The organism is Streptomyces sp. NPDC001843 (genome assembly GCF_042891955.1).
GTDB lineage: Bacteria > Actinomycetota > Actinomycetes > Streptomycetales > Streptomycetaceae > Streptomyces.
In genome coordinates this window covers 195,754-217,606 of record NZ_JBIATQ010000013.1, presented here as the reverse complement: position 1 = coordinate 217,606, position 21,853 = coordinate 195,754, and the positions used below count along the sequence as shown (strand labels likewise).

The following is a 21,853-nucleotide window of genomic DNA, read 5'->3' as shown; positions in this document are numbered from 1 at the left end:
CCGGGCAACTGTCACAGCCCCGTGCCCGTGCCCGTCAGGTACGCCGACACCACCACGTTCGCCGTGTAGCTGCGGCTCGCCCGGTCGAAGGTGCCGCCGCAGGTGATCAGCCGCAGCTCGGCCCGGCCCGGCTTGCGGGGCCCGTAGGCGAGCCGGGCGTCGAAGTGGTCACGGGAGAGCACCCGGACGTCGTCCACGGTGAACTCGGCGACCCGGCCGTCACCGCGGACCACCCGCACCGTCTCACCGGGCCGCAGCGCGCTGATCCGGTGGAAGACGGCGGGCCTGGTCCCGGTGTCCACGTGCCCCACCATCAGCGCGGGCCCGGCCGCCCCGGGCTTCGCTCCGGCCGCGTACCACCCGACCATACCGGGCTGGTCGAACGGCGGCGGATCGACGGCGCCCTGCCCGTCCAGGCCACGGGCCACCACCGGCGCCTGCACCCCGAGGTCCGGGATGTCGATGCGCTGCGGCACCGCGTCACCGAGCGGCCGGGCGGCGGGCGGCAGCCCCGACCCGGCCGGCCGCCCCACCGCGGCCACGTCACCGGTCTCGGCCCCGGACGCCCCGGCCGGTACGTCGGTCACCTCACGTCCCCACAGCCACAGCCCGAGCAGCAGCAGCGCCCAGGCCACGCCGGCCAGCAGCCGTCCGGTGCCGGAGGAGGACTCACGGTCGTACACCACCGGCTCCCCTCACCGCGTGCCGCGGCTCCGGCGGGCACCGCGCACACCGCGCAGCCCGACGGCGACCGCGGCGACCCCGGCGAGGACCAGACCGGTCACCGTCTGCGCGGTACCGGGTCCGGCCACCCGGGCGTCCACCGAGGCGAGGCGGGCGGTGCCGCCGCCGCCCGCTTTGACGGGGGCGACGGGTGACGCGGGGGCGACCGGTGAGGCGGGGGTGGACGGCTGCGCGTACGGCGGTGACGCGGCCCCCGGCCGGCCTGCCTGACCGGCCTTCTCCGTCACGGTGATACGGCCGGCCACGGCATCGCCGGCGCAGCCGACCCGTACGTCGTACGAGCCGGGCCGCAGCGTCGTGCGGATCCTGGTGTCGCCGGTGAGCGTGCCGCCGCTGCCGGTCAGCCGGGCGTCCGCGACGAACGCCTCCGACACGGCGGTGCCGGTCGCCCCCGAGCAGCCGCTCACCCGCAACGCCACGTCGGTGCCGGGGGCGGGGGACGAAGGGATCAACGAGACCCCGGCCCCGCCGTCCACCGCGTCGGCCGCGTCGGCCGCCGGGGCGAACTCGACGAACGCGACGACGGCGAGGAGTCCTGTACAGAGAGTGCGGCGTACTGAGCCCATCGTGAACCTCCAGCGCTATCTGGAGGCTGCCCCGACCGATGCCCCTTCGCATCCTCGAAGGGCGCCGCTTTGCTCCGTACGGGTTAGGCCGGGTCTCAGACCCGGTCCACGAGGTCCGCGATGGAGTCGACCACCTTGGACGGCCGGTACGGGAAGGCCTCGACCTGCTCGGGCCGGGTCAGGCCGGTGAGCACCAGGAACGTCTGCATCCCGGCCTCCATGCCGGCCAGCACGTCGGTGTCCATGCGGTCGCCGATCATCGCGCTGGTCTCGGAGTGGGCGCCGAGGGTGTTCAGACCGGTACGCATCATCAGCGGGTTGGGCTTGCCCGCGAAGTACGGCTTCCTGCCCGTCGCCTTGGTGATCAGCGCGGCGACCGCGCCGGTCGCGGGCAGCGGGCCCTCGGTGGAGGGGCCCGTCTCGTCCGGGTTGGTGCAGATGAAGCGGGCGCCGCCGTTGATCAGGCGTACGGCCTTGGTCATCGCCTCGAAGGAGTAGGTGCGGGTCTCGCCGAGGACCACGTAGTCGGGCTCGTGGTCGGTGAGTATGTAGCCGATGTCGTGCAGCGCGGTGGTCAGCCCCGCCTCGCCGATCACGTACGCCGACCCGCAGGGCCGCTGGTCGTCCAGGAACTTGGCGGTGGCCAGCGCCGACGTCCAGATGTTCTCGATCGGCACGTCCAGCCCCATGCGGGACAGGCGTGCGTGCAGGTCACGCGGGGTGTAGATCGAGTTGTTGGTCAGCACCAGGAAGGGCTTGCCGGACTCGCGCAGCTTCTTGAGGAAGGCGTCGGCGCCGGGGATGGGCACACCCTCATGGATGAGCACACCGTCCATGTCGGTGAGCCAGGACTCGATGGGCTTGCGTTCTGGCATGGGCCGTCTCCCGCCGTACCGGATGCTGCGTGGGCCCCAGCCTAAACACAGGCCCGATCTTGCGGGAACGGCCTGCTCACTGTGTGGTCGCCCGGACCTCAGTGCCTGCGCCCCACAAGCACCAGCGCACCGCCCGCCGCGACCAGCAGGACGGCGGCCGCGAGCACGCCGAGGGCGGTGCCGAGGCCGGTGCGGGCGAGTTCGTCGGCGAGGGTGAGGCCGTCGTCGGGGGAGGCGGAGGGAGCGGATGGGCTTGTGGGAGCCGGCGAGGCCGAGGAGGAAGAGGAGAGCTCGGGCCCGGGGGTGGGGTCGGGGACGGCGGTGGTGGTGGGAGTGGCCGTGAGGGTGGGGGCGGGGGTGAGGGTGGCCGCGGGGGTGTCGGCGTGGGGATCGGGGTCGGGCTCGGTGTCGGGCTCGGTGTCGATGCCGAAGCGGTAGTCCCCGGACTCCCCCAGCCACTCCCCGTCGTCCCCGCGCCGTTCCACGACGGCGGCCTTGGCGGTGACCACGTTGGGTACGGCGTCCGAGGTGACCGTGAGCCTGACCTTCACGGAGACCGTCTTCCGCGGGCCGACGGCGAATCCCGGGAAGCCGTCGTCGAAGGCCCCCACCAGCTCGTTCTCGTCGGTGCTCTCGAAGTGGACGGGGTGGGCGCGCGAACCGTCGTAGAACTCCATCCGGGCCTGCTCCGGCTTCAGGGCCCGCTTGTCGTCGACGAGCACGACGACCGGGTGTACGGCGGTGCAGGCACGGTCGGTGGTGTTGACGAGGTCGAGGTACCAGGTGCCGACCCCCCCGCCGGCCTCGTACGACGTGGGCCCTCCGTGAATACGGGCACTGAGCGGAAAGTCCCGCGCCTCCGCCCCGGCACAGTCGACCCCGGCCTCCCGTCCGTGCGCCACCCCCACGGGCCCGAGAACGACGACGGCTGCGGCAAGGCAGAGGGACAGGGGCGTGCACAGTCGCATGAACACATCCCTTTGCCGACCGACCGCGGCGCCTTACTGCACCTGCCCACTTCCGCCCCGAACGGCGGCCCGGGTCCCCCCATTCAGCAGACCCGCGGCAGCAGAGCCGCCTTAGCTGCGAGCAGCCGCCCCAGCCTGCGGGCAGCCGACGTAGCCGCGGGCAGTCGCGTGCCGAGGTAGCCGCGGGCAGTCGCGTGCCGAGGTAGCCGCGGGCAATCGTGCCGCTGGGGCGGCACGGGTGGGCGGTGGGGGTCCCCCCGCTCGAGCGAAGCCGAGAGTGGGGGAGGCACCCCGCCGGCGCCGGGCTGCGCACCCCCCGCCCCCGGCGACAACCCCGCGCACGGACCAACGCCGACCAGCAAGCCCACCCCACCCCGCCCACCCGCACCCACTCACCCCGCGTGCGAAAGTGGACCGCATGACTGGCACAGGCACCCCCGGCAAAACCCTCCGCGTCGGCCTGGTCGGCTACGGCCTGGCAGGCTCCGTCTTCCACGCCCCGCTGATCGCCGCCACCGACGGCCTCACGCTCGACACGGTGGTCACCGCCAACCCCGAGCGGCAGGAGCAGGCGAGGGCCGAGTTCCCGGACGTCCGCATCGCGAGGGCCCCCGAGGAGCTGTTCGACCGCGCCGGTGAACTGGACCTGGTCGTCATCGCCTCCCCGAACAAGACGCACGTCCCGCTGGCCACCGCCGCCCTCAAGGCGGGCCTGCCGGTCGTGGTGGACAAGCCGGTCGCCGGCACCGCCGCCGAGGCGCGGGAGCTCGCCGCCCTCGCCGAGGAGCGCGGCGTGCTGCTGTCGGTGTTCCAGAACCGCCGCTGGGACAACGACTTCCTGACCCTGCGCAGGCTGTTGGAGGAGGGCGAGCTGGGCGACGCCTGGCGGTTCGAGTCCCGGTTCGAGCGCTGGCGTCCGCAACCCAAGGGCGGCTGGCGGGAGTCCGGCGATCCGGAAGAGATCGGAGGTCTGCTCTACGACCTCGGCAGCCATGTCGTCGACCAGGCCCTGGTCCTGTTCGGCCCGGCCACCCGGGTGTACGCCGAGACGGACGTCCGCCGCCCCGGCGCCGAGGCCGACGACGACACGTTCATCGCGGTGACGCACGCGAGCGGTGTCCGCTCCCACCTCTACGTCTCCGCCACGGCGTCCCAGCTCGGCCCCCGCTTCCGGGTGCTGGGCTCGCGCGCGGGCTACGTGAAGTACGGCCTGGATCCGCAGGAGGCGGCCCTGCGCGAGGGGCTGCGGCCCGGCCCCTCCGACTGGGGCACGGAAGCCGAGTCCCTGTGGGGCCGGATCGGCGCCGGGGAGTCCCCGCTGACGGGCGGCGGACGGCCCGTACCGACCCTGCCGGGCGACTACCCCGCCTACTACGAGGCCGTGGCCGCCGCCCTGACCGGCGCCGGTCCCAACCCGGTGACCGCCCTGGAGGCCGCCGCCGCCCTCGACGTGCTCGAGGCGGCCCGGCGCTCCGCGCGCGACGGTGTGGCGGTGACGCTGTGAGCAACAACCCGCGGATCACCCCGAGGTTCACCCCCGAGATCACCCCGACCGTCGAGGAACTGGAGGCGCAGGAGCGCCGTCTGGTCTTCCGCCGGTTCACGCACGAGGACGCCTGGGCCCTCGGCTCCCTCCTGGTGGAGCTGGCCAGGGAGCGCCAGGCCCCGGTCGCCATCGACATCCACCGCGCCGGCCAGCAGCTCTTCCACGCGGCCTTGCCCGGCTCCACCCCGGACAACGACGCCTGGATCGCCCGCAAGCGCCGGGTCGTGGAGCGCTACGGCTCCGCGTCCTACCTGGTCGGCGCCCGTTTCCGGGCCAAGGGCACGACGTTCGAGGAGTCCTCCCGCCTCGACCCCGACACGTACGCGGCCCACGGCGGCTCCTTCCCGGTCAACGTCGAGGGCGTGGGCGTGATCGGCGCGGTGACCGTCTCAGGGCTGCCGCAGTTGCAGGACCACCGGTTCGTGGTGGAGGCGCTGGAGGAGTTCCTGGGCCACCGCGGCCGGGATTAACTGGATGCACCCTCCGGTTGGCACAGCCGTACGGCGATCACGGCACACCGCCCGACCGGAAGGATCACCACCCATGAGTGACGCGCTGAAGCAGGCCATCGGACGGTACGGCGTCTGGAGCGTCGGCCTGCGCTCGGAGGATCCCGCCCGGCGAGGCGAACTGACCGAGGCGGCCGCTGAGTTGCAGGAGCTCGGTTACGGAGCCGCCTGGCTGGGCGGCAGCAGCGCCGCCCACCACGCCGTACCGCTCCTCGAAGGCACCGACCGGCTCGTCGTCGGCACGAGCATCCAGAGCATCTGGCAGTACGAGGCGGACGCGAGCGCGGCGGCCTTCGCCGAGGTGGAGGCGGCGCACCCGGGCCGCTTCGTCCTCGGCCTGGGCGTCAGCCACGCCAAGCTCGCCGACCAGTACCGCCGCCCGTACTCGGCGCTGGTCGCCTACCTCGACGCCCTCGACGAGGCCGGGGTGCCCGCCGACCGCCGGGTGCTGGCCGCCCTCGGCCCGAAGGTCCTCGAGCTGTCCCGGGACCGCGCGGCGGGCGCGGTGCCGTACCTGGTCACGGCCGAACACACCGCGCAGGCCCGCGAGATCCTCGGCGCGGGCCCCCTGCTCGCCCCCGAGCTCAAGGTCGTACCGGAGACCGACCCGGCCCGCGCCCGCTCCCTGGCCCGCGAAACCCTCGCCATGTACCTCGCGCTCCCCAACTACACCAACAACCTTCTCCGTCTCGGCTTCACCGAGGACGACCTGGCCGACGGCGGCAGCGACCACCTGGTCGACGCGGTGTTCGCCTGGGGCGACGAGAACCGCATCCGCGACCGGATCAACGCCTTCCACGAGGCGGGCGCGGACCACGTGGCCCTCCAGGTGGTGGACGAAAGCCCGAGGGACGGCCTCCAGCGGGAGAGCTGGAGGAGGCTGGCGTACCTGCTGGCGTAACACTCAGCGGAGTGCAGAGGGGCTAGGCATCTTTGAACTCCTGCCGCTGGCGCCCCAGCCCCTCGATCTCCAGCTCGACGACGTCCCCGGCCCGCAGGAACGGCTTGGGCTCGGGCTGCCCGAGTGCGACCCCCGCCGGTGTACCGGTGTTGATCACATCGCCCGGGTACAGGGTCATGAACTGGCTGACGTACCGCACGACCTCCGCGACGGGGAAGATCTGCTCGGCGGTCGTCCCGTCCTGCTTCAGCTCCCCGTTCACCCACAGCCGCAGCGCCAGCGCCTGCGGGTCGGGCACCTCGTCCGCCGTCACCAGCCACGGCCCCAGCGGGTTGAACGTCTCGCAGTTCTTCCCTTTGTCCCAGGTGCCGCCCCGCTCGATCTGGAACTCCCGCTCGGACACGTCGTGCGCCACCGCGTACCCGGCGACGTGCGCGAGGGCCTCCTCGGCGGACTCCAGGTAGCGGGCCGTGCGCCCGATGACGACCGCCAGCTCCACCTCCCAGTCGGTCTTGGTGGACCCGCGCGGAACGAGCACGGTGTCGTACGGCCCGACCACCGTGTCCGCGGCCTTGAAGAAGATCACCGGCTCGGCGGGCGGCTCGGCGCCCGTCTCGCGGGCGTGGTCGTGGTAGTTGAGCCCGATGCACACGATCTTGCCGATCCGCGCCAGCGGCGGCCCGATCCGCAGCCCCGTCGCGTCCAGCACGGGCAGTTCGCCGGCGTCGGCGGCGGCCCGGACCCGGCCCAGCGCGTCGTCGTCGGCGAGCAGCGCCCCGTCGATGTCCGCGACGATCCCCGACAGGTCCCGCAGGACTCCCTCGGCGTCGAGCAGCGCGGGCCGCTCCGCCTCCGCCGTACCGACTCGCAGCAGCTTCATGGTCACAATCTCCCTTGATCGCGGGTGCGCGGGTGCCCGCCGGATGTGCGCAGCCATCGGAGGTCTGGTCGATCCTCCAAGGCATATGTCCGGTCCGCAAGACCTTGTTCACGAACTGGACCGTAACCAGAAGACCCGTAACACCCAGACGCCCAGACGCCCAGACGCCCAGACGCCCAGGACCGCTCAGCGGTACAGCGCCGCCCGCTCGACAGCGCTCCACGCCGTACTGGTCACCACGTACAGGGCGGCGGCCAGTGGCACCACTGCGACCGACACGAGGGTGAAGAAGGACATGAACGGCGTGACCTTGTTGACCGCCGCGAGGCCGGGAACCTGCTCGCCGTCGCCCCCGCCGACGGCGACCGGGTTCTTCGCCATCATCTGCTTCGTACGGCGGTAGTTGAACGTGGCGACGGCGGCGACGATGACGAACAGCCCGAGGTAGACCAGCCCGGCCGCTCCGAAGATCCCGCCGTGTCCCAGCACGTCCGCCCACCGTCCGCCGAGCGGCGCGGCGAACAACTCGTGCGCGAGGAGCCCGTTGCGTTCCCCGCCGACCGTCGAGCTCGAGAACAGGTGGTAGAGGAGGAAGAAGGCGGGCAACTGGAGCAGGCTGGGCAGACAGCCGGACAGCGGCGACACCTTTTCCTCCTTGTGCAGTTCGAGGATCGCCTTCTGCAGTCTTTCCGGGTCCTTCCGGTGCTTCTTGCGCAGCTCGGCGACCTTCGGCTGGAGTTCGGCCCGGGCCCGCTGCCCGCGCGCGGCGGCCCGGGACAGGGGGTGGACGAGGAGTCGTACGAGGGCGGTGAACAGGACGATCGCGGCAGCCGCCGCGGAGGCGTGGAAGAGGGGCTGGAGCAGGTCGGCGAGCTGCTCGACGAGGTGCGCGAAAACGGACATGGGTTAGCCCTCCGTGGGTCACGTCGTGCCGGAGTGAAGACGGGCATGGCGGCATGACGACCCGCGCGGGGTCACGGACGAGGGAGTGTCACCCCTACGCGGTGGTCGTCGCGGAGGCGTGTCCGGGCGCCCGGGGCCGGCGGCGGCCCGGGGCGTCGGGGTCGCGCTGCGGCAGGAACGCCGTACGGCGGGCCCGGTCGCGGATCGCCGTACGTATGCGCGTGGGCGGCACGGCGGGCGCGCAGCGCGCGGCGACGAGGGCGCACGCGGCCAGCGCGGCCCCGGCCGCGGCGGTCGCGGCGAGCGCGACGGTGGCGTACAGGCTGCCGGTGTCGAGCAGGGCGACGGAGAGGAGGAAGAGCAGGAGCCCGACGGCAGGCCGCGTCACAGCCACGTACCGCGTCATCGACCGCTCCCCCCTATCTGCTCGCATCGCTCATGTCCGAGCCGGACTCCACGATAACGTCCCCGACGTCCCCGATCACTACGGAGATCATCGCCCGGGTCAGTGGCCGACCCGGCCGTCGGCGTCATGGGCGTACTTCGTCGCGTGCAGCCGAGGGTCGATGGCGGTGGTGGTGCCCGCCGCGGTCGCCGAGTCGCTGGTGTAGGTGTACGTCCAGGTCGGGCCGGTGGGAGCGCCGCTGTGGGAACCGCTCCCGCACAGCATGCTCGTGACGCGGTTGACGTCGTCGTAGGTGAAGACCGTCACTCGGCCCTTGCCCGTGCTGACCCTGCTGACGCGGCCGGAGGAGTCGTACGAGAAGAGCGTGGTCCTGCCCTCGGCGTCCGTGGTGCGAGCGATGTCGCCGTTGGCGTCCAGGCCGTAACCGACCGTCCGGCCCGCGTTGTCCTTCGCCTGCCACAGTGTGTCATCGACCTTGGTCAGGTCGATCCAGTGGCCCGAGCGGGTGTCGGTCAGTTTGAAGCCGCCGTCGGCGTTCTGGGTGACGGTGATGGTGCCGTGGCCGCGGTCCGTGACCTTGGTCAGCGTTCCGCCCGCGTCGTAGGTCTCCTTCGAGCCCGACGTCCATTTCAGCGTGTAGCTGCCGTCGGGGTTCCTCTTCAGGTTCTGCGAGTAGCCGTGCGGGGCGGTGAAGGAGCCGTCACTGTTCTTGTCGAAGCGGACCGTCGCGCCGGAGGCGTCGTAGAAGATCACCTCGCCGCCGGAGATGGACAGGTAGCGCTCGTACTGCAGCCACCAGCGCTGCGACACCCTGCCGAAGGGGGCCTCCAGCGAGTTGTACGTCCGCGCCAGTCGCAGGTGCTGTCCGTCGCCGGCGACGTCGACGTCCGTCGCCGTCAGCATCAGGTTGCCGGTCGAGTAGTCGATCTTCGCCGTCAGTGCGTCCGTGATCGCGAAGCTGGTGTACCGGTGCCAGGGCACGTCGCCCTGTTCCTCCGGCACGAGTTCCACCACCGACGGGTCCGCCGCAGCGCCGGCCGGCTTCGCGGCCTTGCCGGACGCGGGATGCTTGGCGTGCGCCCGCTGCTCGAGCAACCACGGCATGTACAACTCGTCCGTCGGCTTCCTCGACGGCTGGGACTTCACCGGCCGGTTCGCGCCCGCCTTGACCGGTGGCGTCTTGGAGCCGGAACTGTTCTTGCACCAGGTCGACATCGTTGTGCCGTCGGTGGCGTCGGTGGCGGTGGCGTCCGTGGTCGGCAGGACGGCCGCAGCCAGCGCCAGCGCCGCCGCCGTCGCAACGGCCACCGCCACCGCGGCCACCGGTCCCGGTCTTTTCCGGAAACGTCGAAGAGACGTGCCCAAGGCACGCGTGTGCATGGCTTCCCCCCGCAGGAAGACAGACCCCGGCAACCCCAACGGCCCCCAGACTCGTACACGCTGTCACAGGATTCGCACAGAGATCCGCACCAATCCCGGGAAGTCCCCACGCATGGACCGAAATCCGCCCCTCCACTTCAAGGCGGCGAATACGGGGAAATAGGAAACATCGGTGTTCAGGACCGCATTCAAGACCCTACGGCCGCGTGCAAGGTCCGGCGCGAACGGCCGAAAAGAGAGGGCACTCCGAGGGCGCTCGGCGCTCCTCTACCCCCTCGGCCGCATCGACACCAGCTTCCCCCACACCACCATCCGGTACCGGGACGTGAACTCAGGGGTGCACGTCGTCAGCGTGATGTAGTACCCGGGCTCGCTGTACCCGTACGAGGGCCTGACGATGGACCGGGGTACGGCCCTGACGACCCCCGAGTCACGGGACGAGGTCTGCGGCAGGATCTTGTCGACCGTGTACGTGTAGGTCGCCGTCCGCGTCTCGACCTCCACCGTGTCCGCCCGGCGCAACCGCGGCAGGTACCGGAACGGCTCCCCATGGGTGTTCCGGTGCCCGGCGACCGCGAAGTTCCCGGCCTGGCCCGGCTGTTGGGTGCCGGGGTAGTGCCCCACGTACCCCCGGTTCAGGACGTTCGGCTTGCTCACGCCCTCGGCGACCGGGACGCGCAGGCCCAGGCGCGGGATGGTGAGGATGGCGTAGGCCTGCGAGCGGCGGGGCAGCGCCGTGCCGGCGGTGGTGGCGTACGACCGCCGCCCCGCGCCGGCCCCCGTGCGCGACCGCGAGGACGGCGGGCCGGACGACGTACCGGCACCGGAGGACGGCGACACCCCGGAGGTCCCAGCACCGCCCGCTCCGCCACCCCCGGCCCCCCATTCCCGCTCCAGCGCCTCCACCTTCCGCTCGGCCCCGCGCCGGGCCTCCCGGTTGGTCCACCACACCTGGTGGACGACCAGGAGCGCGAGGACGACCCCCACGGTCACCAGCACCTCGCCCCCGCCCCACAGCACCCGCCGGCGCCGCGCACGCCGCCGCAGGGTGCTGTGCTGCACGAGAGGTACGGGACGTACGGCTCGAACGACGGAAGCCCGCATACGCAGTACGCCTCCTCAGACCCGGGACGGCCCGCCGCCGGGGGCCGCCCGCACGATAAGGCGCAGGCCGCCAAGTCACCAGAGCGCAAGGCGTTCGGGTCGGACGCCCGCCGGACGATCCCTTCCTTCACGGGTTTTAGAAAGGGCTGAGAAAGGTCTGGCACGACTCTCGACAACCTCGCACGCCACACCCGATGCTTCCTTCTGGCATGCGGGGGGACGAGCGAACACCGGCGAGGACGACCGGTGTTCGGGCCGCACCGAAAGGCAGACGACACAAGCCATGATCCGACGCAGAACACTCCTGGCCGCCGCGGGCGGCGGCCTGCTGGGCAGCGCCCTCGCCACGGGCACCGCCCGCGCCGACGCGACGATCGCCGTCAACCCGTCCACGACGTACGGCACCTGGGAGGGCTGGGGCACCTCCCTGGCCTGGTGGGCGAACGTCTTCGGCGCCCGGGACGACTTCGCCGACATCTTCTTCACCACCAAGTCGACGACGTACAACGGCACCACGCTGCCCGGCCTGGGCCTGAACATCGCCCGCTACAACCTGGGCGGGTGCAGTTGGAACAGCGTGGGCGGCACGAGCATGGTGGCCTCCCCCAACATCCCCAAGTTCAAACAGATCGAGGGCTACTGGCAGGACTGGAACAACGAGGACCCCACCTCCTCGGCCTGGAAGTGGACCGCGGACGCCACCCAGCGCGCGATGCTGACGAAGGCGGTGGCCCGCGGCGCGACCACCGAGCTCTTCGCGAACTCCCCGATGTGGTGGATGTGCCTCAACCACAACCCCTCCGGCGCCTCCGACGGCGGCAACAACCTCCAGTCCTGGAACTACCGCCAGCACGCCTCCCACCTGGCGGCCGTGGCCCTCTACGCCAAGAACAACTGGGGCGTGAACTTCGCGACGGTCGAGGCATTCAACGAGCCCAGCTCCAACTGGTGGACGGCGACCGGCACCCAGGAGGGCTGCCACATGGACGCCACCGTCCAGTCGGCCGTACTGCCCTACCTACGCAGCGAGTTGGACAAGCGCGGCCTGACCGGCACCAAGATCTCCGCGTCGGACGAGACGAGTTACGACCTCGCGCGCACCACGTGGAACTCCTTCAGCTCCACCGCGAAGGGCTACGTCAACCGCGTCAACGTCCACGGCTACCAGGGCTCGGGCGGCCGCCGGGACCTTCTCTACACGGACGTGGTGACGACCGCCGGCAAGGCCCTGTGGAACTCGGAGACGGGTGACAAGGACGGCACCGGCTACACGATGGCCTTCAACCTCCTCTACGACTTCCGCTGGCTGCACCCGACGGCCTGGGTCTACTGGCAGGTGATGGACCCGTCGACGGGCTGGGCGATGATCGCGTACGACCAGAACACCCTGCAGCCGACGACGATCCAGACGAAGTACTACGTGATGGCGCAGTTCAGCCGCCACATCCGCCCGGGGATGAAGATCCTGGACACCGGCGCGAGCAACGCGGTGGCGGCCTACGACGCGTCGGCGAAGCGCCTGGTCGTCGTGGCGCTGAACACCTCCACCTCGGCCCAGACCCTGACCTTCGACCTCTCCCGCTTCACCACGGTGACGGGCGGCTCCGGCGGCCTGGTCCCCCGCTGGAACACGGTCACGACCGGAGGCGGCGACCTGTACTCGGCGCACTCGGACATCCACCTCTCCGGCAAGACGCTGAGCGTGCCGTTCGCGGGGCAGGCGGTGCAGACGCTGCAGGTGGACGGCGTGACGCTGTGAGGCGGCGGACGACGACCACACGACCGCCCCGCGGCTGACCGCGCCGGGGACACCGCGACCGGTGACCATGGATGTGTGGGTTGGGAAGTCACCCCTCCCCTTGTCACCGGTCGGCAGTACGGTGTCCCCCATGCGCCCCGACACGCCTGCCGAGAACGCCGACCACACCGCCGAAGCGGCACGCCTGGAGCGGACCGCCGGCCTGTACCCGGAAGACGCCGAGGCCCTGCTCCTGCGGGCCGCCGCCCACCTGGAACTCTCCGGCGACCGCCCCGCCGCCACCGCTCTCTACGACCGCCTGCTCTCCTCCGGCGACAGCCTGGACGACCCCCACCTGGTGCGGGCCCTGAAGGCCTCGAACCTCTGGGAGTACGACCACGAGGCCGAGGCCCGCGCGATCATCGACGGCATCCGCGCGACCGCTCCGCGGGACCCCGCCCCCTGGGTCATCGTGGCCGAGGCCCTCGAGTCCCACGACGAGCTCGAGGCGGCGCACGACACGTTCACGGAGGCCGTGAACCTGCTCCTGGCGGAGGCCGCGGAGCCCCCCTACTCCACCCACCCCCTCCTCTACGGCCGCCACCGCGTCCGCCGCATGCTCGGCCTGCCCCACGACGACTGGGACATGCTGGCCGACACCCTGCACTCCGCCCCGGTGTCCCTGGACGAACTCCACGACCCCAAGCGCGTCTGGTCCCTCGGCTCCGACAACCCGGCCGAACTGCAGGCCGAGATCTCCCGCCTCCAAGCCGAACTCGGCGCCTACCGCGAGGCCCTCTCCCGTCCCTTCCCGGTCGCGGTCCTCCACTGGCCGGCGGCCGAGCTCGCCGAGCTCCTCGCCGCGTACCCGGGTCTCACGGCGGAGTACCCCTCCCACGAGCAGCACCTGGCGACGATAGAGGCCTCACTGAGGGAGCTGGCCTCCTCGGGAACCCCGAACCTGGGCATCGTCTCCGGCACGGTCCCTTCCTACGAGGCCTTCGCGGCGTCGGAGGGGTCCTCACCGGAGGACGTGACGTTGCTGCCGCAGTACGCGACTACGTTGGCGGCGCGGGGGCGGGCTGTGGTGTGGCCGCCTCAGCGGGGGGCGGGGTGCTGGTGTGGGTCGGGGAACTCGTACCTTGGCTGCCACGGCACCCCAAAAGCCTGAAGGCGGGGCGGCAAGCCGGCGCTCGGACGGGGAGTCGGCTTCCGGCCCCGCCCTCCGCACCCTGGTGCGACCGCGCTCCAGCACGTGATGGAATCGAATGCGCAGCCAGAGCCCGACGAGCTCGATGGGCCGCACAGACTCGGCGGCCCATCGAGCCCGAGGCACGATCGTGAGGCACAGCCGCCTTGAGCACGATGAAGCCGTTGTCGCCTGCCGTTTCGGCACGCATGAGCAGGCAAGCCAGTAAGGACACGGCCGCCGAGCTGGCGGTCCGGCGCCTGCTCCACGCGGCCGGGCTGCGCTACCGCGTGGAGTATCCGGTGCCTGGCATGGCTCGACGCCGGATCGACGTGGCCTTCACCTCGGTCAAGGTGGCTGTCCTCATCGACGGATGCTTCTGGCACGGCTGCCCCGAACACGCTACGCGACCGAAGTCGAACGCCGAGTGGTGGCGGCGCAAGCTGGACCGCAACATGGCGCGTGACGCGGAGACCACCGAACACCTCGCGGCCGCAGGGTGGGAGGTGTTGCGGTTCTGGGAGCATGAAGCCCCGGAGGACGTGGCTCTGCGCATCGCTGCGGCGGTCGGCCGCCGGAGGGGCCGACGAGAACGGGGGAGGAATTGTTGAGCGGGCTGACCTTTGTGGACGTGTGCTCGGGTGCCGGTGGGCTCGCCCTGGGACTGGAGCGGGCCGGCTTTGAGCCGACACTGCTGTTGGACGAGGACGCCGACGCCTGCCGGACGCTACAGGCCAACCGGCCGCACTGGGATGTGCTCCAGGCGAACCTTCTGGACTTCGATCCGAGCGACCACCCCCACAGCTACGACGTGGATCTGCTGTCCGCAGGACTGCCACGGGTCAAGTCCCATGCGACGGCCGTTCGAGCCGAGTCCGGCGACGAGGAACGGCTACTGAAGGCCGCGGTCTACCTCGCCCACGCCATCGGCCCCAGAGCGCTGCTCGTGGAGAACGTGCCTACGCTGGTCCACAGCGACAGGTTTCGCGGCTTCCGGGAATTCGCACGCGCAGAACTGAAACATCTGGGCTACGAGTTCAGCTGGTTCGTCCTTAACGCCGCAGACTTCGGAGTGCCGCAGGATCGGCAGCAGGGAGTGCTCGTGGCTATCAAAGAGCAGTGGTTCCCTGCGTTTCACCCGCCGACGCCCACCGTGACCAACCATGTGTCGGTCGGCGAGGCCCTGGAGTCCTCCATGCGCTCGCGTGGCTGGAAGGACGCTGGGCGGTGGGCGACCCAGGCGACCACGGTGGCTCCCACGCTGGTCGGTGGCTCGAAGAACCGCGGGGGGGCGGATTTGGGGCCGGCCGGCAGCAAGCGGAAGTGGCAGACTCTCGGGGTGAACGCCCACTCGCTGGGTGACGAGATCCCGGGACCGGACTTTGCCTGGGCGCCGGACCTGGGCAGGGACGGCCTGGTGCGACTCACTGTGGAGCAGACAGCCCTGCTCCAGGGTTTCCCTCCGGACTGGGAGATCACGGGGAGGAAGACCGCCCGATACCGGCAGATCGGTCACGCCTCGCCTCCGCCGGTGGGCGAGGCGCTGGGCAGGGCGATCGCCGATGCACTGCATTCCTGAACGAGGAACTTTCGAGCCACCCCGGCCGGCTACACTTCCACCTCATGACCCCAGCACCTCACCCGGACGCACACCAGGACAATGCCCCTGTAATCGTGGACCTCTTCGCGGGGCCGGGTGGACTGGACATTGCGGCCGAAGTGCTCGGAGTGCCAGCCATCGGCGTGGAATGGGAGGAATCAACCCGTGCCACACGCAAGGCCGCAGGTCTGCGCACCACCAAGATCCGCGACGTGGCGCAGGTCAACCCGCTCGATCCCGAAGTCGCCTCAGCCCGCGTCCTCACCGGCGGTCCGCCCTGCCAGACGTACTCGGTGGCGGGCAACCGCGAGGGGCACAAGGCCCTCGACGAGGTGATGATCCTTGCCGAGATGGTGGGACGGAGCCAGACTGTCGCAGCTCTGAACAGCGCCTGGGCTGAGGTGAATCGTCGGGCCGAGGAACTGTCATGGACGGACGAGCGGACGGGGCTCGTTCTCCAACCCCTGCGCTGGATCGTGGAGAAGCAGCTCAAGGCCGAGCCGTACGAGGTGGTCGTCCTGGAGCAGGTGCCCACAGTTCTGCCGGTCTGGAAGAGGTACCGCGACATCCTTCGCACCCTCGGATACGACGCGGATTGCCACATCCTGCACACCGAGGAGTACGGGGTCCCGCAGACCCGCCGCCGGGCGGTGCTGATCGCCCGCTACCGAGGGGCCGCGGGTCAGGGAGTGGAGTTCCCTGCCGCGACGCACCAGCGCTACCGCAAAGGTGCCGAGCGCCTTCCCGCCCAGGAGTGCGAGATGCAGAACGGTACGGACGAGCAAAGCTCACTCTTCGAGCCTCCATCCCAGCTCTCGGGTCCGAAGCCATGGGTCTCCATGGGCGACGCCCTCAAGGACACGCGCTCCACGGAATTCGTCGTCCGGTCAAACTACGGATCGGGTGGCGACCCCAAGAAGCGGGGACTTCGCACTTCCCACATGCCGGCTGCCACGGTCACCGGCAAGGTACGACGGAACATGGTGTTCGACCTCAAGGGCATCGACAAGAATGGCGACCCCGAACTCGGCCCGGAGCAAGAACGTTTCACGCTTCCCGAAGCTGGCCTGTTGCAGACCTTTCCGGCCGCATACCCCTGGCAGGGCTCTGACGTTGCGCAGCAGATCGGGAACGCCATCCCGCCGCTCCTGGCCGTCCACGTCCTGTGCACTGCGCTGGGGCTGGACGAAGGCCGAAAGCAACGAGCCATCGAAGCGCTCAAGAGCTGGCGCCCACCACATACACGCGGGTCCGCTGAAATGCGCGAGCCAGCCTAAAAGTCACCTTTCCGCGTGATTTGACAGCGCCCTGAAGTCAAATCAAATTTGACACACGCTCTGCCGCCACCCGCTTGACCTGGGCCTTCACAATTGGAGCAATCTGTTCCGGTGACTCTTACGGCTTGCAATGCAGGTTCTCGAAACTTAGGATCCAAGCTCAGTTGACTCATGGTGCCACTGGATGCCGTGAGAAACAGTGCTCACGCTTCAACAACGAAGGCCCGGTGCGGACGGCCATCCACACCGGGCCCCGTTCGGAGCGTTCTACGTCAGGTGGGTTCGGCCGTCCAAGAACCGGTCGTACTCACTTGGCGAGCACTACGGCCGAGCGCCGGCCCACTAGTGGGCAGCAACCTGACTCACGCATCCTGCGACTGCCGTAATCGTCGACAGGACCGCGAGGAGAATCGGAATCCACCAGTCGGGATCCCGTCTCTGCCTCTTGCGCCCCTTGCGACTACTGCTCATCGCGGCTCAACTCCTTACCCGGGTTGATGCCAACCCACCTGATGGCAGGGCTGACGCCTCGGTACCCAACCGAGACGAGTGGGGCCGGGGGTAGTTGAGTTGCGCTACACCCTACAGCCCTTGATCGAGCTCGCAGAACCCTTTCTCCCCGATACCGGCGAGTAGCTGCGAAGTGAGCCGTGATATAAGCCACTTTGACAACCAGTCAGTTCCTGCAGCTCCCCAAATGCTTTCCAACTGCCCTACGAAGGCACCGCGTTACTGTCTGTCCGCACGGCCGCAGGAGCAGGTCAGCCCGCCTCCTCCTCACTCTCTTCCCTCCCCCGCACCGGCACATCGGCGAACAGCTCCGCGAAGTGATCTGTCAGGCGCTGAATCGAGTCCTCGGGGGCGGGGCCATCCGTCGGCCCCTCGGGAAGAGCGCGATGGTGAACGGATCCACCCTCTTCCGCCTCATCGATCCATCTACGCACGGCTCCTGGGTCCCTCTGGGTGTCTGGCGCTATGACGTCGTACATGAGGGTCGCTGCCGCCGCGTTGACAGCCTTACCCAAGGCGTTCGCGTCACGCCCCGTCCGCACGACCTCACGTCGCAGCAGCCGCACCAGCGCCTGTGCGGTCGGACGGTGGTCAACGACATCCAGCCTCAGCACCGTGTTCAGCATGTCCTGGTTACCACAGGCGGCGACGACCGGTTCGTAGTCGGACCCGTTCCGGAACAGTTCGGCCGACCACCAGAGTCGGGCGAAGGCCTGCTTGTAGTGGGGGCCCTTGAAGTACCGAGCGTTGACGCTCTTCCGTGTCTCCGAGAAATGGCGCCAGACCACGAAGTCAGGAGCGACACCGAGGGCCAGATAGTTCCACAGCCCGGGGTCCGCCGCCTCCGTGCGCGTCAGGCGCAGGATTGCATGGAGGCGGGGAGCCAGCCACGCATCTGCCTGGGTCGGCCTCTCGTCCCGGAACATGTACATCGCGTCTTCGATCAAGTCCCGTACCGCGCGCAGTCGCCACCGAGGGCTTTCGGGCAGAGTCTCGGCAACCTGATTGAGGGCGATCGCCGGGACATTGTCCTTCCCGGACAGGAGTCCGTCCGTGATGAACCGTGCCGCTTCCTCGTCGGCGAGGCGAGCCAGGTACTCGGGCAGGTGGTCGGGACTCTCCGTCATACCTCGTCCTCACGCTTGAGCTTGCCCAGACCGCGTACGGTCTCCGAGAGGGCCCTGGGCACCTCGGCCCTTCGCATCGCCGCGTACTGGATGCGCGGCTGCAGCTCGGTCCATCCTGTCGCGCCCACACGCCGGCGGTGCACCTCACGCAACGCGTCTTCGAGAGTTCGCTCCGGAACGACATCAGGAAGCATTTCTCTGAGCACCTCGCCTTGCCATCCGTGCGGGAACAAGGGGGTGCCGTCGTCCTCGATCTCCAGGTCGCCGATGGCCGAGTGGAATACGGCGATCCATACGTCGGCGGCCATCTGCGACACCATCAGTTCATTGACGAGTCCCTCAGGGCCGCGCCCCTCGGCGCCGAGGATGTCCGTCATCCCCTCGAAGTCGGTGTTGATGTGCACGGTGGGCAATGTCCCCGACGCATTGACGATCCACGGAGCATCCGTGAACTTGCGTAGCCAGCCGGGGCCCTTGGCGAATGCGCCTTCCTTGATGTCGAAGCTCTGCTCCCGTGTGGGGGTGTCGCTCCTGGTATCGACGATCCAGTCGTCGGCTGCTTCCGCGATGATCCGTCCAGGCACTCCGTCGACCGTGGCGACCACCTGAACCGTCAGTGTGGCGCGGTCGAAGAGGTCAGCGCGCAGCACCTGTAGCTCGCCACGCCACTCCCGACCACCTTCCGTCTCGGGGACGAGCCTGGAGGTGACACGGGTGTTGGTCGCCCTGTCCGTCAGCACCGCGACGACCACGACGTCGGACCACGGGCCACCCGGGTCGGTGGCCTTCGTCGGAATCGTTGCCGAGATGTTCAGTGTGGCGGTCTCCCAGTCCTCCGTCTCTGCCAGGCCCAACGCGACGGCCCGCTCGACGACGGACCGAGCACGGGAGTCGAGCTGCTCACGTGGCTGCTCGGGCGCCTTGACCCTTGCCGCGTCCACCCGCAGGGAGACCGTGCCGCGCAGGCGCGGGTACGGGAACACCTTCATGACAGCGATTCCCCTTCACCGGTGCGCAGTTCCACGACGAGACCACTCAGGCTGGTCCTGACCGCGTGCGTCGCGGGGTCAGTCACGCCGCGAAACGTCGCTGAGCGTGCGTCGTCGAAGCGCAGCGTGCCGTCCACCACCTCGCAGTTGTCCACTCCCACGAGTTCGGCCCACGCGATGGTGGGACGTGGACCAGAGCGAACATCGAACTTGGCCACCGGGACGAGCCGCCACATGTGGCCACCGGCGGGAATCCTGATCTCACCGGTCACCTGCCAGGCTCCACCGTCGAGCACCTCGGCGTCCAGTTCCTCGAGTACCGGCAGCGTCGCTGCCGAGAGTCGACGCGTCTTCTTCCCGCCGCCGACGGTCAGCTTCGGGGCCAGGCGCCCTCCCCCGGCCTTGGACTTCTTCTTGGGACGCGCCACCAACTCCTTGATCGCCGCGTTGGTCTCACGGGTGAGGGAGGCGATCCGCCGATACGCCGACGGCGAGTAGGTGAGTGTCAACTCCTCCGTCTGTCCCCACTTGTTGTGCTCAGGCGGCTCGGCGGCGCGCAGGAACTCCTCGGCCTCGTTGGCGAACGGGGCCCGCGGGCCCGCGGCGTCGCCGGCCAGCAGAACGGCCTGGAACGGGTTGACGGACAACGGCAGTCCAGGGACAGGGGCGTCTCTCACCGTCATACGGTTGCCACGCATAGACGCGACACGATTTGGCTTGCCGTCCGCGTCCTCGGCATCCGTCACCAGGAGAACTGCTCGGTGCTCGCCCAGAGAGGCACGTCCGCTTCCCCGAGCAGGCAGGTTGAGCGGCACGGTGACGGCAGCCACCTGTCCCGATTCCGTGAGCTGTTCCACGGTCGTACCGTCGAGAAACGCCTTCAGCGCGCGCGTACGGGACGGCTGGGCGACCGTGGGGTCCACGCGCTCCTCCGGCAGGACCACGTCGCCGTTGCGCAGGGTACGCACGGAGGCCTCCAGCAGCGGCAGTTGGTCACCGCCGCCCGTCATCGCTGCCCAGAAGTTCTTGCCCAGAGCCCTGACGAGCCTGTGGTGCATCCGCTGGATGCTGTCGTCGTCCTCGTTCTCGTCACCCTCGGGTGCGGGGGTGTCGTCCGCGAGACTCGCCACGTCGTGGGCTCCCACGATCAAGAACGACGTCCCGGGTTCACCACTCTCCCGCGTCAGGTGCAGGGACTCGACGGTCTCCTCGTCCGCCCACCAGGAGCGGGCCACGGCGGCTCCCGGCGACTCGGGATCGGGCCGCCCCAACCATGCGGGCCCTGCCCATGGCTTGCCGTGAACCTGACGCCACGGCAGGTCCAGCCGCCCGATGAGGCGACGTTCGGTGCGACCCTCGTGCGATTCGGACAGCGTGGAGTTCATGAGCACGAGGCCCAGTCGGCTGGTCGCCCACAGCGTGGCCTTGCCCAGGCCGTACGAACCACCGGCCGAGTTACCGGACTTGTGGCTGTCCAGCTGACGCCTCACCACCGCTGCGAAGCGACCGTCGTCGTAGTCGTCGCCCGTCAGGCCGGCGGCGTTGTAGTCGTCCACCCGCAGGAGCACGAGACGGTCGTGCTCGTACATGTCGCGCAGGCCCGCGTCGATGACGCGGCCGACCTTCTGCTCCTGCGCGGCAGCCGCCTCGTAGTGCGGGAAGAGGTCGTCCCATTGGATGGCTTCCCGAAATCTCGCGAGCGTCTCACCGGTCAACTCGTGCAGCGTGTAACGCACACGCACAGGCTGCCCGTTGGCGGTGAGCCGCTCGTCAAGACTGTTCTGACACGTCTCCCGGGCCAACACCGACACGTCGGCGTCGAAAGCGAAGGCCGCGGCGTTGCCCAACTCCCGGCCGCCGTCGGCGTGGCCCGGACGGTGGTACCAGCCGACGGGTAGGCCGGCCTGGGTGTCGGTGGTGCGGGTGTGCACCGTGGCCAGGTCGGTGTTCAGGGCCCGAGCGATGCGCTCGATAGTCTCCGGACGTGGGGTGGCCCGTCCGGTGATCCAGGCGGAGACCGCCGCGCGTGTCACCTCAACGGCCTGGGCCAGTTCGGTCTGCGTCATGTCGGCGAGCTTCAACTGCCGCGCCAGCCATGGACCGAAGTCCTCTCCTGCTTCCACGGTCACCTGCTCTCGTGCCTGCTCCACATACGTCGGACGACGAGACCACCATACCCGTGCCTTTGACAACACACCCCGCTGTCAAAGGAGCTTTGACAGGGGATCCGGACTCCACCCCCTCCACCAGGAGGGAATACAACCTATTTGACCCAGATCACCCGTTTCCTCACCCGAGCAAACACTCCTCGAACCCTCTTGCGCATCCCGAACTGAGCCGGATAACGTTTCTCCAGCGGCCCCACCCGCTCTGGAAGAAACAATTCTCTGGCGCCTTGGGGGGAGTGTGCCGCTTCTTATTCTTCCAACACCGGCCCTGCTTGCCGACTCTTGCGCGCTCCACTTTCGCCGATTCGCGCACCGGAAAACCCAGCCGGATTGATGCATGAACCACCCTCTCTTTTCTCGTGGCGGGCACATATCCATCCCAACCCATTGTCATGCTCTGATCGAAGCTGAGCTCCGGCCTTCCAACGGCGATATCGGACTCCCTCGGAACCGTCGCCACCGCATCCGCGTCC

General features: G+C 69.7%; 20 protein-coding genes. 8 read left to right on the top strand and 12 right to left on the bottom strand.

From position 1 onward, the window contains the following. Positions 1 to 11: 11 nt before the first annotated feature. The 4 genes from ACFYZQ_RS30120 to ACFYZQ_RS30105 all read right to left on the bottom strand — a co-directional run bounded on the left by ACFYZQ_RS30120 (position 12) and on the right by ACFYZQ_RS30105 (position 3,153). Positions 12 to 683, bottom strand: a complete 672-nt coding sequence (locus ACFYZQ_RS30120; protein ID WP_389154352.1) for a class F sortase — start codon at positions 681 to 683, stop codon at positions 12 to 14. Between the two features lie 12 nt (positions 684 to 695). Further along, the gene (locus ACFYZQ_RS30115; RefSeq protein WP_389154350.1) at positions 696 to 1,310 is read right to left on the bottom strand and encodes a hypothetical protein; all 615 of its coding nucleotides are present in this window, start codon (positions 1,308 to 1,310) and stop codon (positions 696 to 698) included. Positions 1,311 to 1,405: 95 nt separating this feature from the next. Then, positions 1,406 to 2,185 carry an HAD-IIA family hydrolase gene (locus ACFYZQ_RS30110; RefSeq protein WP_389154347.1) on the bottom strand — a complete coding sequence of 260 codons (780 nt, stop codon included), beginning with the start codon at positions 2,183 to 2,185 and terminating at the stop codon, positions 1,406 to 1,408. Positions 2,186 to 2,283: 98 nt separating this feature from the next. Further along, positions 2,284 to 3,153 (bottom strand): hypothetical protein, encoded by an 870-nt coding sequence (locus ACFYZQ_RS30105; RefSeq protein ID WP_389154344.1) that lies wholly within the window; start codon positions 3,151 to 3,153, stop codon positions 2,284 to 2,286. A 418-nt stretch (positions 3,154 to 3,571) separates the two neighbouring features. On the opposite strand from ACFYZQ_RS30105, the gene ACFYZQ_RS30100 reads away from it, so the two are divergent. The 3 genes from ACFYZQ_RS30100 (at position 3,572) to ACFYZQ_RS30090 (ending at position 6,109) form a co-directional block, all read left to right on the top strand. Then, positions 3,572 to 4,657: a Gfo/Idh/MocA family oxidoreductase gene (locus ACFYZQ_RS30100; protein WP_389154341.1), complete on the top strand. Its 1,086-nt coding sequence runs from the start codon at positions 3,572 to 3,574 to the stop codon at positions 4,655 to 4,657. Further along, on the top strand, positions 4,654 to 5,169 hold the full coding sequence (locus ACFYZQ_RS30095; protein ID WP_389154338.1) for a heme-degrading domain-containing protein: 516 nt from the start codon (positions 4,654 to 4,656) through the stop codon (positions 5,167 to 5,169). The genes ACFYZQ_RS30100 and ACFYZQ_RS30095 overlap by 4 nt, the downstream gene beginning before the upstream one ends. Before the next feature lie 73 nt (positions 5,170 to 5,242). Then, positions 5,243 to 6,109 carry an LLM class F420-dependent oxidoreductase gene (locus ACFYZQ_RS30090; protein ID WP_389154335.1) on the top strand — a complete coding sequence of 289 codons (867 nt, stop codon included), beginning with the start codon at positions 5,243 to 5,245 and terminating at the stop codon, positions 6,107 to 6,109. Positions 6,110 to 6,131: 22 nt separating this feature from the next. On the opposite strand, the gene ACFYZQ_RS30085 is transcribed toward ACFYZQ_RS30090, so the two are convergent. The 5 genes from ACFYZQ_RS30085 to ACFYZQ_RS30065 all read right to left on the bottom strand — a co-directional run bounded on the left by ACFYZQ_RS30085 (position 6,132) and on the right by ACFYZQ_RS30065 (position 10,782). Continuing rightward, the gene (locus ACFYZQ_RS30085) at positions 6,132 to 6,989 is read right to left on the bottom strand and encodes a fumarylacetoacetate hydrolase family protein (RefSeq protein WP_389154333.1); all 858 of its coding nucleotides are present in this window, start codon (positions 6,987 to 6,989) and stop codon (positions 6,132 to 6,134) included. A 186-nt stretch (positions 6,990 to 7,175) separates the two neighbouring features. Further along, positions 7,176 to 7,892 (bottom strand): YidC/Oxa1 family membrane protein insertase, encoded by a 717-nt coding sequence (locus ACFYZQ_RS30080; protein WP_389154331.1) that lies wholly within the window; start codon positions 7,890 to 7,892, stop codon positions 7,176 to 7,178. A 94-nt stretch (positions 7,893 to 7,986) separates the two neighbouring features. Continuing rightward, on the bottom strand, positions 7,987 to 8,298 hold the full coding sequence (locus tag ACFYZQ_RS30075) for a DUF6412 domain-containing protein (protein ID WP_389154328.1): 312 nt from the start codon (positions 8,296 to 8,298) through the stop codon (positions 7,987 to 7,989). Between the two features lie 99 nt (positions 8,299 to 8,397). After that, positions 8,398 to 9,612, bottom strand: a complete 1,215-nt coding sequence (locus ACFYZQ_RS30070) for a DUF6531 domain-containing protein (protein ID WP_389154326.1) — start codon at positions 9,610 to 9,612, stop codon at positions 8,398 to 8,400. Positions 9,613 to 9,945: 333 nt separating this feature from the next. Continuing rightward, the gene (locus ACFYZQ_RS30065) at positions 9,946 to 10,782 is read right to left on the bottom strand and encodes a class E sortase (RefSeq protein WP_389154323.1); all 837 of its coding nucleotides are present in this window, start codon (positions 10,780 to 10,782) and stop codon (positions 9,946 to 9,948) included. A gap of 283 nt (positions 10,783 to 11,065) precedes the next feature. On the opposite strand from ACFYZQ_RS30065, the gene ACFYZQ_RS30060 reads away from it, so the two are divergent. The 5 genes from ACFYZQ_RS30060 to ACFYZQ_RS30040 all read left to right on the top strand — a co-directional run bounded on the left by ACFYZQ_RS30060 (position 11,066) and on the right by ACFYZQ_RS30040 (position 16,586). Next, entirely contained in the window at positions 11,066 to 12,541 is a 1,476-nt protein-coding gene (locus ACFYZQ_RS30060) for a beta-1,6-galactanase (protein WP_389154320.1), read from the top strand. Between the two features lie 130 nt (positions 12,542 to 12,671). After that, on the top strand, positions 12,672 to 13,691 hold the full coding sequence (locus ACFYZQ_RS30055; protein WP_389154318.1) for a hypothetical protein: 1,020 nt from the start codon (positions 12,672 to 12,674) through the stop codon (positions 13,689 to 13,691). Between the two features lie 227 nt (positions 13,692 to 13,918). Next, a complete protein-coding gene (locus ACFYZQ_RS30050) occupies positions 13,919 to 14,320 on the top strand; it encodes a very short patch repair endonuclease (protein WP_389154618.1) in 402 nt (133 codons plus the stop codon). Beyond that, positions 14,317 to 15,288 (top strand): DNA cytosine methyltransferase, encoded by a 972-nt coding sequence (locus tag ACFYZQ_RS30045; RefSeq protein WP_389154315.1) that lies wholly within the window; start codon positions 14,317 to 14,319, stop codon positions 15,286 to 15,288. The genes ACFYZQ_RS30050 and ACFYZQ_RS30045 overlap by 4 nt, the downstream gene beginning before the upstream one ends. A 95-nt stretch (positions 15,289 to 15,383) precedes the next feature. Further along, complete coding sequence (locus ACFYZQ_RS30040) at positions 15,384 to 16,586, top strand: DNA cytosine methyltransferase (protein WP_389154312.1); 1,203 nt, start codon at positions 15,384 to 15,386, stop codon at positions 16,584 to 16,586. A gap of 761 nt (positions 16,587 to 17,347) precedes the next feature. On the opposite strand, the gene ACFYZQ_RS30035 is transcribed toward ACFYZQ_RS30040, so the two are convergent. Genes ACFYZQ_RS30035 through ACFYZQ_RS30025 form a run of 3 tightly spaced genes read right to left on the bottom strand, consistent with a single transcriptional unit; the run spans position 17,348 to position 21,335 of the window. Further along, a complete protein-coding gene (locus tag ACFYZQ_RS30035; RefSeq protein ID WP_389154309.1) occupies positions 17,348 to 18,223 on the bottom strand; it encodes a DUF6339 family protein in 876 nt (291 codons plus the stop codon). Continuing rightward, positions 18,220 to 19,212: a hypothetical protein gene (locus tag ACFYZQ_RS30030; RefSeq protein ID WP_389154306.1), complete on the bottom strand. Its 993-nt coding sequence runs from the start codon at positions 19,210 to 19,212 to the stop codon at positions 18,220 to 18,222. Before ACFYZQ_RS30030 ends, ACFYZQ_RS30035 begins: the two co-directional genes overlap by 4 nt. After that, positions 19,209 to 21,335: a helix-turn-helix transcriptional regulator gene (locus ACFYZQ_RS30025; RefSeq protein WP_389154304.1), complete on the bottom strand. Its 2,127-nt coding sequence runs from the start codon at positions 21,333 to 21,335 to the stop codon at positions 19,209 to 19,211. Before ACFYZQ_RS30025 ends, ACFYZQ_RS30030 begins: the two co-directional genes overlap by 4 nt. Positions 21,336 to 21,853 lie beyond the last annotated feature (518 nt).

Coding starts and splice junctions, on each gene's coding strand:
- ACFYZQ_RS30060 (WP_389154320.1), top strand. CDS start 11,066: ATGATCCGACGCAGAACACTCCTGGCCGCCGCGGGCGGCGGCCTGCTG.
- ACFYZQ_RS30065 (WP_389154323.1), bottom strand. CDS start 10,782: ATGCGGGCTTCCGTCGTTCGAGCCGTACGTCCCGTACCTCTCGTGCAG.
- ACFYZQ_RS30110 (WP_389154347.1), bottom strand. CDS start 2,185: ATGCCAGAACGCAAGCCCATCGAGTCCTGGCTCACCGACATGGACGGT.
- ACFYZQ_RS30035 (WP_389154309.1), bottom strand. CDS start 18,223: ATGACGGAGAGTCCCGACCACCTGCCCGAGTACCTGGCTCGCCTCGCC.
- ACFYZQ_RS30115 (WP_389154350.1), bottom strand. CDS start 1,310: ATGGGCTCAGTACGCCGCACTCTCTGTACAGGACTCCTCGCCGTCGTC.
- ACFYZQ_RS30050 (WP_389154618.1), top strand. CDS start 13,919: ATGAGCAGGCAAGCCAGTAAGGACACGGCCGCCGAGCTGGCGGTCCGG.
- ACFYZQ_RS30105 (WP_389154344.1), bottom strand. CDS start 3,153: ATGCGACTGTGCACGCCCCTGTCCCTCTGCCTTGCCGCAGCCGTCGTC.
- ACFYZQ_RS30055 (WP_389154318.1), top strand. CDS start 12,672: ATGCGCCCCGACACGCCTGCCGAGAACGCCGACCACACCGCCGAAGCG.
- ACFYZQ_RS30080 (WP_389154331.1), bottom strand. CDS start 7,892: ATGTCCGTTTTCGCGCACCTCGTCGAGCAGCTCGCCGACCTGCTCCAG.
- ACFYZQ_RS30030 (WP_389154306.1), bottom strand. CDS start 19,212: ATGAAGGTGTTCCCGTACCCGCGCCTGCGCGGCACGGTCTCCCTGCGG.
- ACFYZQ_RS30100 (WP_389154341.1), top strand. CDS start 3,572: ATGACTGGCACAGGCACCCCCGGCAAAACCCTCCGCGTCGGCCTGGTC.
- ACFYZQ_RS30075 (WP_389154328.1), bottom strand. CDS start 8,298: ATGACGCGGTACGTGGCTGTGACGCGGCCTGCCGTCGGGCTCCTGCTC.
- ACFYZQ_RS30085 (WP_389154333.1), bottom strand. CDS start 6,989: ATGAAGCTGCTGCGAGTCGGTACGGCGGAGGCGGAGCGGCCCGCGCTG.
- ACFYZQ_RS30090 (WP_389154335.1), top strand. CDS start 5,243: ATGAGTGACGCGCTGAAGCAGGCCATCGGACGGTACGGCGTCTGGAGC.